Annotated in this window: 8 protein-coding genes and 2 pseudogenes; 4 read left to right on the forward strand and 6 right to left on the reverse strand. The window is 36.8% G+C overall.

Annotation, left to right across the window (positions count from 1 at the left end):
* Positions 1 to 15 precede the first annotated feature (15 nt).
* Complete coding sequence (locus tag Q5W13_RS15835) at positions 16 to 1002, forward strand: hypothetical protein (protein ID WP_304443662.1); 987 nt, start codon at positions 16 to 18, stop codon at positions 1000 to 1002.
* 17 nt (positions 1003 to 1019) lie between these two features.
* On the opposite strand, the gene Q5W13_RS15840 is transcribed toward Q5W13_RS15835, so the two are convergent.
* The 5 genes and pseudogenes from Q5W13_RS15840 to Q5W13_RS15860 form a co-directional block, all read right to left on the reverse strand.
* Positions 1020 to 2435: a purine-cytosine permease family protein gene (locus Q5W13_RS15840; protein ID WP_304443663.1), complete on the reverse strand. Its 1416-nt coding sequence runs from the start codon at positions 2433 to 2435 to the stop codon at positions 1020 to 1022.
* Positions 2436 to 2448: 13 nt separating this feature from the next.
* On the reverse strand, positions 2449 to 3597 hold the full coding sequence (locus Q5W13_RS15845; protein WP_304443664.1) for an alpha-hydroxy acid oxidase: 1149 nt from the start codon (positions 3595 to 3597) through the stop codon (positions 2449 to 2451).
* Between the two features lie 9 nt (positions 3598 to 3606).
* Complete coding sequence (locus tag Q5W13_RS15850; RefSeq protein ID WP_304443665.1) at positions 3607 to 4980, reverse strand: FGGY-family carbohydrate kinase; 1374 nt, start codon at positions 4978 to 4980, stop codon at positions 3607 to 3609.
* A 10-nt stretch (positions 4981 to 4990) separates the two neighbouring features.
* The gene (locus Q5W13_RS15855) at positions 4991 to 6271 is read right to left on the reverse strand and encodes a sugar isomerase (protein ID WP_304443666.1); all 1281 of its coding nucleotides are present in this window, start codon (positions 6269 to 6271) and stop codon (positions 4991 to 4993) included.
* Positions 6272 to 6354: 83 nt separating this feature from the next.
* Positions 6355 to 8463: pseudogene (locus Q5W13_RS15860) on the reverse strand (bifunctional aldolase/short-chain dehydrogenase).
* Positions 8464 to 8639: 176 nt separating this feature from the next.
* On the opposite strand from Q5W13_RS15860, the pseudogene Q5W13_RS15865 reads away from it, so the two are divergent.
* Positions 8640 to 9685: pseudogene (locus Q5W13_RS15865) on the forward strand (GntR family transcriptional regulator).
* Positions 9686 to 9709: 24 nt separating this feature from the next.
* On the opposite strand, the gene Q5W13_RS15870 reads toward Q5W13_RS15865, so the two are convergent.
* Complete coding sequence (locus tag Q5W13_RS15870) at positions 9710 to 10621, reverse strand: Ppx/GppA phosphatase family protein (RefSeq protein ID WP_155595647.1); 912 nt, start codon at positions 10619 to 10621, stop codon at positions 9710 to 9712.
* A 154-nt stretch (positions 10622 to 10775) separates the two neighbouring features.
* Between Q5W13_RS15870 and Q5W13_RS15875 the strand changes: the two genes are divergently transcribed.
* On the forward strand, positions 10776 to 11579 hold the full coding sequence (locus Q5W13_RS15875) for a 3-keto-disaccharide hydrolase (protein ID WP_304443667.1): 804 nt from the start codon (positions 10776 to 10778) through the stop codon (positions 11577 to 11579).
* Positions 11580 to 11609: 30 nt separating this feature from the next.
* Positions 11610 to 12185: a peroxiredoxin-like family protein gene (locus Q5W13_RS15880; protein ID WP_304443668.1), complete on the forward strand. Its 576-nt coding sequence runs from the start codon at positions 11610 to 11612 to the stop codon at positions 12183 to 12185.
* Positions 12186 to 12346: the final 161 nt, after the last annotated feature.

Here is a 12346-nt window from a genome sequence, read left to right on the forward strand (position 1 = left end):
ACTTTACCTGTCCCTATGAAAAATATAAAGCTAGTTTTCCACTTTTTTTTGATTCTTTTTATTGTCTCTTGTTCTAATGACATAGATTCTGTCCTTGATGAAAATAAAGAGGAAAATCAAGAAATTATTGAAGATGAAGAATCTGTAGATGATGAAGTTATTGATGAGGAAGAAATTGAAGAAGAAGATTCTGAAGATAATGTTGCGATTACCGAGGAAGATTTTTTTAATTATGTCTATAAGGGTGAAACTGTAAACATAGATAACTGGACTGGACAAAAAGTAGAAAATACATTAAGCATCACCGCTTCGGGTTCAGATGGGAACAGTATTAATTTGCTATTCAATACATTTGGCGACCAAGGAAAAATATCTTCATATTCCACAACTGATTTTGATTTTCCTTCATCAGAAAATTTTGCCTACTTCACGTCTAACTTTTTCACGTTCGAGTTGGTTAATATCGATGAAGTTAATAAAAAGGTTGAGGTTCAATTCTCAGGAAAATTATACGAGGATGAGTATGATATAGAATCTGCCTCTCATGAAGTGGAAGGGAGTTTTATAGCCAGTTACGTTGAAACGGAACCTAGTATTGCAAATTTGGGAGCTTATGCCCAAATAGATGGAGAATCTTGGTATGAAACAGGTAGCTTTCAGACAGGGGGATTTGTTAGTGGTTCTGACATAACACTTCACCAATTAAGTGATAATGAACACCTAATATCTATTACGATTAACCATGAGGAAACGGAAGAAGGTACTTTCATTTTTAATGCAGACAGTAGTGTTAATTCAGTTGCCCTTTCGCGTTATGATGTAATTGCTCATGAATTTGTATCGTATGAAAGCTCTGGTACCTTGGTTATTACCGCAAAAGAGGTAGGGCCGCAACTAACCCTGTTAAAAGGAAAATTTAGTCTAACAGGAATAGATAATACGGACAGCACAACCACAGATGTTACTGATGGTACTTTTTCTATAGTTTATGCGAATTACTAAAGACAAGAGTTACATTTTTAATTAGCAGTTTTTTTCTGAAACGATTTACTAAATACCAAAAACAAAGCTCCGCAGAGCAACCATGCAGGTAGTGTTACAAAGGATAGGAATACATCGAATTGAATTGAAATAAAATAAAACAATCCAAAACTGATGGCCCACGCCAAGAACACGGACTTATTGAATTTAATATTTGCTACTTCAGCATAGTTTTTAACGATTCCCGCTTGTTTATGGAAAAAGTGCTCAAATACGATAACAGCACCAAAAGGAGCTAGAATAAATCCGTATAGCGCAACAAAGCCGAGTAACTTCATGGCAAAAGCAGGAAACAATCCGGCAATTGTCGCTACTGTTCCCGCTATAATGGTAACCCAAAACGTAGACAGCTTAGGCATAATGGCCTGAAAGGCTAATCCAGCTCTGTAAATCGTAGGGTTTGCCGTTGTCCAGCCTGCTAAGACTACTGCAATAATTCCAAATATTCCAATAGCATTGTTTGCCAGAGGCCCTGGGGCTACCGGTGGTGCTTCTCCATTGGAAAGGAATGCTTGGGCTTCAGGAGACTTTAAATAGACGGCATAGAGCAAGGCAGCGGCAATCCACGCCATATAATGACCCACGTACATTCCTGCAGCGGTTGTCCAACCTGCATTGGCTGTTTTAGCGAATCTGAATACCGATAAATCTGACATACCTACGTGCATGGCAGCATTGGCAAACCATGACCATATCACTACGTGCCAAAAAGTGTATTTTAATTGTCCGGGAAAGGGTTCCGAGCCTTCTCCCCATATATTCCAAAAATCAGCAAAACTCGTAACACCTAATTGATTTAGAGCAACAATTCCACAGGCCAAAAAAGCAAGGACAATTACGGGCGACATATAATTAGCGGCTTTGGATACCGTATCATATCCTTTAGAGGCCAATGAAATTACCGCACCAATGAGTATTACAATAATTACCCATGTAGCTCCATTAGGCGTGGTGTCGGTCAGTTTTGGCATTTCCATATCAAAGGGAATACCAACAGCGGTGGCTGATACAGTTATCATGGCACCAGCAAGAAAACAGAATAATATGCCGTTGGCTAGATTATAACCAATGACCAGTTTCTTACCACAGATTTTTTCAAATTGATAGTAGAGTGTCAATCTATTTTCTACGGCTATTTTTGCGGTCAAAAACCTCCAGCTTAATACGGCAAGAAGATTTCCTATCAATAAACCTACAATCAAATCAAAAGCACTGACCCCGGCAGTCAAAAATAATGGGCCAATCATAAATTCGGTTCCTGCAGCATGCTCTCCGGCATACATTCCTAGAAAGCTTTTCCAGCTTTTTAGTTTTGACGTGGGTACAGCTTCTCTTTCGAATTCGCCACCAACCAATTCTTCTATTAGTTCTTCTTCGTGATGATTTTGGCTCATAGAGGTGGTTCGTTTATTTAATAAGGTGATTTGGTAAGTCTTCGACACGTTCACAACACAACTGGTCCATAACCTGTTTGAACTGCGTTTTTAACATGGATATCGTATGGTCACCACCATTATCTCCGAGAGCACCACAACCGTAAAGAAAAGAACGCCCCATAAAAGTGAATTTAGCACCGCTAGCCATAGTTCTGGCAATATCCGGTCCTGAGCGTAACCCACTATCCATCATAATTTCTATCTGGTCGCCATACTTTTCTGTTATTTCAGAAAGTGAGTTTATAGTAGATTGAGCAGCATCTAATTGTCTGCCACCATGGTTGGAAACGATAATGCCATCAAACCCCATACGAATGGCATCTTGAGTATCTTGTTCAGAGGCAACTCCTTTGAGGACTAGTTTCCCTTTCCATTTATCACGAATAGGTTTTATTCGTTCTTCGTTTAATCGACCTGAAAAAGTCTTGTCCATAAACTGTCCCAACTGCCTTAAGTTGAGCCCTTCTGGTGTATAGGGTTTTAATGTTTCAAAAGTGGGTTGGCCATATTTTAAAGTATTCAGTGCCCAGGTGGGTTTGCCTAAAATTTGTAAAATATTGGTCAAAGACATTTTTGGTGGTAAGGCTAATCCATTACGAATATCTCTAGGCCTGTAGCCAAAAGTGGGTACATCACAAAGCAATACCAATACGGGACAACCAGCAGCTTCAGCTCTATTGATAATATCGTCTCTTAAAGCATCCTCAGCAGGATTGTACAACTGAAACCATGCATTGCCTTCGGTCAATTCACTTGCCCGTTCAATACTCATTGTGGTTACCGTACTAAGAATAAAAGGGATATTATTTTTAAAAGCCGATTTAGCTAAAATCTCTGGAGAATTGGGCCACATTAAACCTTGAAGACCAACGGGAGCAATACCAAATGGTGCATCAAACTCCATACCCAATACTTTGGTTTTAGTAGAACTAATACCTTGGTTTCTTAAATATCTAGGTTGTAATTGCACTTCACGTATTTCTGAAGTGTTTCTAGTGATACTTACATCTTCATTACAGCCACCATCCAAGTATTCAAAAGCGAATTTAGGTATACGCTTCATAGCCTTATTTCTCAAATCATCCATTGAAGGGTAAGCTGGGTTGAAATCCTTAGTCATATCATTGGTTTATTTAAGGATAAATGGACGATGGTTTTTAACAGCGTAATTTTTGTCTAAAAATGTAGCTTCCAATACTACATCAGAAATAACGATTGCAGCGCCCAAGGCAGACCCCAAAGAAGAATCTGTGGTACTAAGCTTCATATTCCCCATAAATTGAGATAGTAATTGAATATAAATTTCATTGTCACTAAAGCCACCATCAACATAAAGTTGATTTATTTCAGAGTTTCCTATAGCCGCCCTAATACTTTTTTCTTGTAGCAAAACCAATTCCAACATTAACTGATGATAGGCATGCTCAAATTTGTCATAAGATATGGTGGTCTCATTGGGCATATCTTCGGAAGACATGGTAGACCACTTGAACATGTGGACAAAATCTTTATTGATCTCAAAAAAAGTGTCCTGGTCAAATTTCACTTTTTTATGAGCATCTGGTGACACATTAAAGTGGTCAGACAGCGCTTTAACCTGAAGTTTGTATTCGTTACCTAGGAATAACCTAGAAACTTTAACCGGACTACCGTCAATTCTCATATTGAACAACGAGTCGTTCTCTATATCCTCTGCAGTAAGCATTCCTTCGTTGAAAGGGTTAATAGAAATACTCCATGTTCCTGTAGAAATAAGAAGAAATGGTTTGTTTACGCTTCTAATATAGGGTAACAGGGCAGAAGAGCTATCATGGATTCCAACCCCCATTTTAATTGTTTTTCCCTTGTAATTTATGAGTGCCGTTTTTCTAGAGGAATCAATAGGAGGTAATTTTTTATCGATTCCTTCTTGATAGACCCATGAATGATAATCTTTTTTTTCAAAGTCCCAAAGCATGGTGTGGCAACCAATGCTGGTATATTCGCTTACGGGAATACCTGTAAATAAATAGCTGAGGTATTGAGGTAGATGCAGGGAGTATTTTATTTTTTTAAAAGTTTCTGGCTGGGTGTTTTTTAACCAATACAAATGCATGCCGGTATTTAGCATACCCAGTTTTGGAGAGCCTGTAACTCTTGATAATTCGTTTTCCGGCCCGTAAGTCCCATAAAAGGAATTAAAAATATCATCCTTTAAAGGCTTCATGTAGTTGTAAAGGGGTGTAAGTGGTTTCCCATTTTCATCAATATGTACCCAGCTTGCTCCGTAACATGAAAAATTTAAAGCTTCAATTTCAAATGTTTCGGAATCGAGCATTTTATCAAAAACCTCTTTTGCCCATACTTCTAGAGCAGCAAGATTTTCCGTAGGGTAGCCGTCCTCATCTTCAATTTCATCAAAACGATTATATTCACGATGAACTTCTTGAAAATTCTCGTCAAAAAGAAAGAACTTTTTGTTGGTCCTTCCAATATCAAATACAGCCGTTACTTTAATTTTCATGGTATTGTAATTATAGTCCGGATGCTACTGAATTAGCACCTCTTTCCTTAATTAAATTCTCTCTTACTTTTAAAGACCGATAAGCATCTATTGGACTTAAAGCTCCACCTCTGTTCAACCTTGCTTTTTGCAACAACGGTCTAACATCTGTACGATAAGCATCTTGGAGAATCTCTTGACATTTTACAACATCATGGTTCAGTTGTGCTTTAAGTAATAGTTTTTGATCTACAAGTAGAGCTTTTGCATGTGCTTCTTGTATAGCCTCTAAAGATTGAATTAAATCTTCTAATGGGTCTTTTATATTATGACTGGCATCTATCATCCAAGCTGGGTATGGATTCTGTGGATTATTTTTCATTCCATAAACCAATGCATTGAAAATCAAAAATAGGGCATAAGGTTTAACACTACCAACGGTAAGGTCATCATCGCCATATTTACTATCATTAAAATGGAATCCGCCTAGCTTTCCTTTTAACATTAAAGTTGAAACTATTTGTTCAATATTAGTGTTAGGAAGGTGGTGTCCTAAATCTACTAAAGTATACGCTTTTTCTCCACAAGCATTAGCTAGCATAAATGAAGTTCCCCAATCCTGAATTACCGTACTATAGAAATTAGGTTCGTAGGGTTTATATTCTATAAACATTTTCCAGTCCTCGGGAAGTGTTTTGTATATGTCCTTTAAGCTATCTTCTGTATTTTGTAATGCCGATTGAAAATTAGTTTGCCCAGGAAAATTAGAACCGTCTGCCAACCAAACCGTTAAGCTTTTTGAACCTAATTTCTCTCCAATCTTAACTACTTCAATGTTATGTGCAACAGCCTGTTCACGAGCAGCTTTGCTGGTATTACTTAAAGAGCCAAACTTATAACTCTCCTTACTGTTCTTTTGATCCTGAAAAGTGTTTGAATTCACGGCATCAAATAGGATGTCATGAGAATTTGCCAAATCTTTAATGGAATTGTAATCTGTAGGGACATCCCAAGGTATGTGTAATGATATGGCTCCTGCACTTTGCGTAAGTGAATGAATTAAACCAACATCATCTATTTTTAGCTCTAGACTTGAGGGCTCACCCTGAAATCCAAAACGTCCGAACCTCGTACCACCTGCACCCAATGCCCAACTTGGTATGGCTACCTGAAAATCCTGTAATTTTTTAACTATGGCATTAACATCTTTTCCTTTTTTGGTAAGGGTATATCCTAAAAAATCATAATGCTGATTATGCTCGGTGATTCTTTTTTTGTTGGTGTCACCAAGTTGACCTTTATCTATTTTCATAAAGTATTTCAGTTTAAAAAATACTTCCATGGGTTAAACGGCCCATGGAAGTAAAAAAAACAAACTAACTAACTCAGAACTAACTATCGTACAAATGCATTGGCCATACCGCCATCTACATTAATAATATTTCCTGTTGTCTTGTTCAATACACCAACACAGGCAAAGACCCCATCGGCAATATCTTTAGGATAAATAATTTCATTTAAAAGGTTACGCTTTGCGTAATGGGCAGGAAGCTCTTCAACTGTAATTCCGTATGCTTTAGCACGACCTTCGGCCCAATCACCTTCCCATATTTTGCTACCAACAATAACCCCATCAGGATTAACTGTATTCACACGTATTTTATCACCGCCTAATTCTGCAGCTAATAAACGAGCCATGTGTTGTTGAGCAGCTTTTGCTGTTCCATAAGCTACATTATTTGGACCTGAAACCAAACCATTTTTACTAGCAATGCTGATAAAATCACCACCTAGGCTTTGTTTACGCATTACAGCTACTGCTTGTTTCGCTAGTTCAAATTGCCCTTTTACAAGAACGTTCTGAAGAATATCCCAATCTTTCTCCGTAGTATCTTCTAAAGGTTTGGAAATGGCAAGACCGGCACTGTGAACAACGATGTCTACACCACCAAATTCCAAGCAAGCCTTTTTATAGGCAGCTGCAACTGATTCACTTTTTGTTACATCACAAACGGCATAGCTAGCAGTATCTCTAGCATATGTGGCAACGCCTTCTTTGAGCCTGTCTTCAGCAATGTCAGTCAATACCACATTAGCACCTTCTTCGGCTAGCTTATCGGCAATTGCTTTGCCAATACCACCACCTGCACCTGTAACCAAAGCTACCTTACGGGATAAAGGTTTTTCTTTTGGCATTCGCTGTAATTTTGCTTCTTCCAGCAACCAATATTCAATATCAAAAGCTTCTTGTCTTGGTAGTGATGTGTATTCCGTAATTGCTTCTGCACCACGCATTACGTTAATGGCATTTACGTAAAATTCATTGGCAACACGTGTGGTTTGCTTATTTTTTGCAAAGCTGAACATACCTACGCCATAGTAGATGATGATGACCGGACTGGCATCTCTAACGCTAGGGCTATTAGCACGTTTATGGTTGTCATAATAGGATTGATATTCCTTTCTGTACTGTTCAAAATCAGGGCGTAATTTGGCAAGAACGGCTTCTGTATCAGAAAGGTCTTCTTTAGCATCTAGTTTTAATACTAAAGGCTGAATTTTAGTTCTCAAAAAGTGATCAGGACAAGAGGTGCCCATAGGCGCCAAACGTTCCAAATCATTACTGTTAATGTATTCAAGAACAACATCACTATCATTAAAATGCCCAATCATTCTGTTTTCAGAAGAACATAATCCTCTTAACATAGGCATAAGTTGAGCTGCTTTTTCTAAACGCTCTTCTTTTGCAAGACTTTCTATTTTTTGGCCACCAAATACACTTCCGTTAGCGGCAATCTTTTTTTCTATATACTCAGAAGCAGTTTCAATAACTTCAAGACTGTTCATATAACATTCATGAGAAGTATCTCCCCAAGTAAAAAGTCCGTGGCTACCTAAAACTATCCCACGAATTGCTGGGTTATCGTTCAAACATTTTTCTAACTGAAGACCCAAATCAAAACCTTATGGTCTTTGCCAAGGTACCCAGCCCATTGTATCTCCCCAAATCTCTTTAGTTACTTTTTCACTGTCCTTTGCCGCAGCAACTGCAATTAATGCATCAGGGTGTAAGTGATCTATGTGTTTAAACGGAAGCAAACCATGTAAAGGAGTATCAATAGAAGGAGCTTTACTGTTCAGGTCATAAATACAATGGTTAAAAAGACCCACCATGCGGTCTTCGTCTTCTAAACCACCGTAAACATTCTTTAAATTTCTTAATCGTTCGGTATAAAGACCCGCTATTCCAGCTTTCGTCAACGTTCCAATATCTCCACCAGAACCTTTGATCCACATTACTTCCACATCCTCATTGGTCAATGGATCTTTTTCAATGGTTTTGCAACTCGTATTTCCACCACCATAATTCGTTATTCTTAAATCTGCTCCAAGAATATTTGAGCGATAAAGAAATAAAGCTACTTGGTCATCACCTAGATCTGCTGCTTTCTTTTCATCCCAAAGATGATTTACATACTTGAATTGTTGTGTTGTATTTTTCATTTGAAGGGTTATTACGTTTGATAACAAAAGTATATGATGAAATAAAGCTTTGTGTCCTGTACTGTACCGCTTAGGTAAAAAATAAATATGTGTATTTTGGGTAAATTACCAAATTACATCTTTACTATTGTTTTATTATATGGCCATTGAAATTGAAAAAATAAAGACTTCAGCTAATGAATATATTTAATTTTATTAAAATAAACGAGAACTCAAGAGTACCCAAATATAGACAGATTGTGGACTCGATTATCTATAATATCTCTGCTGGAAATCTAAAGATGGATGATAAAATCCCATCCATAAATATGTTTAGTGAAGAGTACCTTCTTTCTAGGGATACGGTAGAAAAAGCCTATAGTATTCTAAGGGAGCGAAAAGTTATTATTTCTATAAGAGGTAAGGGGTATTACATAGCACGAACCAAATTAATTTCAAAAGTCAATATCCTTTTCCTAATCAATAAATTGAGTTCGTATAAGATGCGGATTTATAATTCTTTTATAGAAAGTATTGGAGGAACGGCACACACCAATCTTTTCATTTACCATTGCGAAGAAGAGCTTTTTCTTAACCTTCTGGAAAAAAATAGAAACGCATATGACTACTATGTAATCATGCCTCATTTTAAAACTGAAAAGCTAAAACATACCAGCAATACTCCTGAAGTTATTAAGGCGATAGATCAAATTCCAAAGGAGAAATTAATCATAATGGATAATCCTGTTGCCGAAATTAAAGGGAACTTTATTGAAATTTATCAGGATTTTGAGAACGATATTTACAATGCATTAAAAGAGGGTTATGGTAAGATTTCTAAATATGAAAAACTAATCATTACGTACCCTGAAGAATCTGTTTATCCTTATCCTAAAAGAATTTTACACGGATTCAGGAAGTTTTGCAGTGAGCATAATATAGATTTTGAAGTGCTGGACGAAATCTATGATGATATGATTTTAAAAAAGGGCGATTTGTTTATAACCATAAGCGAGTCGGATTTGGTGAATCTCGTCAACCAAATACGGAACTATAATTTGAGCTAGGAAATGATATAGGTGTAATTTCCTATAACGATACGCCCCTAAAACAATTACTGGGAATTACATGTATCTCAACAGATTTTAAAGCGATGGGAGAAACAACGGCCCGCATGATTATGGACAAGAAAAAAGGGAAAGTAAAAAACCCATTTCATTTTATCGACAGAAATTCAATTTAATCAGATTCGCTATTCAAAAATTGTTTAGAGGTAACCCAAGTATTCTATTCTGTCAAGGTTTTTATGAGTTCTTTGTTCGTAAAGTTCATAAATAAGACCATCTTTTAATCCTACTTTAGGAACAAGAATTTGGTCACTTCCCATTTCTTTAAGTACCCTTAAATAAATTTCAGAAGCAGGAATGATAACATCTGCCCTGTCCGGATTCATCTTTAAAATAGACATGCGTTGTTCGTAAGTGAACTCACTTACATAGGCTCGCAATGCCTTCAATTCAGCAAAAGAAATCGCCATGTTTGAAGCCTTGTTGGCCAGTCCATAGAGTTTGTTAATGTTACCGCCAGTACCAATACCAACTATATTTTTTGATTTATAAAAACTTGTGGTATGAAGCCATTCTTTCATTGAAGCGAAAACCGCCGCTCGTTCTTTTGCGGTTAATTGGCGTACTGATCCTATCTTAAAAGATTTACTCTGTATAAGTTTACCGCCTTCTAGTAAATTAAGTTCTGTACTACCGCCACCCACATCAATATGCACATATTTTCTATTTTGTAAGGTAGGCTTAATGGCTTTGTTTAAAATGCTCGCCTCCTTCTTGCCGCTAATGACATTGATTTTCATACCAACATCTTTCAGGATTTGATTGCTAACTTCCTTTCCATTACTGGCTTCTCGCATAGCGGAAGTGGCAACGGCGTAGTAATCTTCCACTTCATACAGGTCTATTAAATGTTTAAAAGTGCTCATTAGCTTAACAAACTTCTCTTTTGTAGGCTGCGATATTTCTCCTTTAGAAAACACATCGTGGCCCAATCGCAAAGGGAATCGTAATAATTGAAGGTTCTTAAAGCTGACTAAATCATCTTCTTCGTAAACCTTCACAACCTGTAACCGTATGGCATTAGACCCAATATCTATTGATGCTAGTTTCATTTAATGTGAAATTAATTTTAGCGAATCTCTTATAGAGCCAAAAGATAATTCAAATTTTTGATGAAAGCATATTATGGCGGTTATTCCAAACAGCATAGAACAGGATGGTGAATCAAATAGCTATACCTAGTTTAGTTTTTTAATAAATAATAATATGGACGAGTTAAAATTTCTAGTAAAAAGCATTGTAGCTTTATCATTACTCATATGTTTTCAATCTTGCAAAGAAAAAAAACAAGAGACAGCGGTAGACGCAATGGTTAAAGTTCAGGAGGAAGGAGATGGCTTTGTAAGTATATTTGATGGAGAAACCTTAACGGATTGGAAAGGTGATAGTACCTATTGGCGTGTTGAAAATGGAAATTTAGTAGGTGAGGTAACCCCTGAAACTCTGTTAAAAAGTAATACTTTTATTATTTGGCAAGGAGGTCAACCAGATGATTTTGAATTGAAGTTGGAGTTTAAAATCGCTGAATCAGGGAATAGTGGTATTAATTATAGAAGTGATTTGATTGATACAATTCCAAATGCCATGAAAGGGTACCAAGCAGATATTGACGGTAAGAGAAGATATACAGGTCAAAACTACGAGGAGAAAAAAAGGGCCACCTTGGCCTATCGTGGTGAAAAAGTGATTATAAACAGTCAAGATAACCCTGAAGTTGAGGATTCTTTGAGAGCCAATGTGAAAAGCAACTGTTGGCAGAGCAGGGAAGTGGTAGGTTCTTTGGGCGAATCAGATTCCCTGAAGACCAAAATAAAGAGTGAGGATTGGAACGAGGTACATCTAATCATAAAAGGTAATCGGCTTCAGCATTATGTAAATGGAGTTTTAATGAGTGATGTTAATGATGAAGACACTGTAAATAGAAAGTTAAAAGGACATTTAGGAGTACAAGTTCATGTAGGCCCGCCAATGAAGGTAGAATATAGAAATATTAGGCTAAAGAATTTGTAGTAGTATAAATTCGTAAAGAAAGATAATTATATGAGTGAATTACAAGATTTTCAAAAGTTAGTTATTTCAAATGCAAGTCATCTCCAAGGATTATCTGTTGGTGATAAAGCTCCAGATTTTACTTTGCCAAATGCTGTAGGTAAAGATATTACACTTTCTGAAATGCTAAAATCAGGCATTGTGGTTATTAAATTTTACCGTGGTGAATGGTGCCCTATTTGTAATTTAGACCTTAAAGAAGTTCAAAGTAAACTATCGGAAATTAAATCTTTTGGAGCTTCATTTTTAGCAATCAGTCCACAAAGTCCAGATAGTGCACTAACGGCAAAAGAAAAGAATAATTTAGATTTTGAAGTACTTAGTGATGCTGATCAGAAAGTAATTAAAGCGTATGGTCTTCAATTTGATCCGGGTGAGGATTATCATGCACGACGTGATTTAACACTTCTAAATGGCGACGGTTCAAAAACTCTTCCTATACCGGCTACTTTTATTATCAACACCAATCAAACAATTGAAGAAGCCCATGTTGAAGCCAACTATACAGAAAGAATGGGTGTAGACGAAATACTCAGGATACTTAAAGTGATAACAAACAAGGCTTAATTTGTCAGCAAGGTATGGAAAACAATTAAACAGTTAAAAGTATCAATCCTCAGGACAGCACAGGATGGGTAATGTCTCCATAACATATAAGTTTGAAGAAGATTTTTTCTAACTTCTTAGTTTTAACCTGAACGCCTAATTTCAGGGGAAATTGACAAATA

Source organism: Zobellia laminariae (assembly GCF_030553095.1).
Taxonomy (GTDB): Bacteria; Bacteroidota; Bacteroidia; order Flavobacteriales; family Flavobacteriaceae; genus Zobellia; species Zobellia laminariae.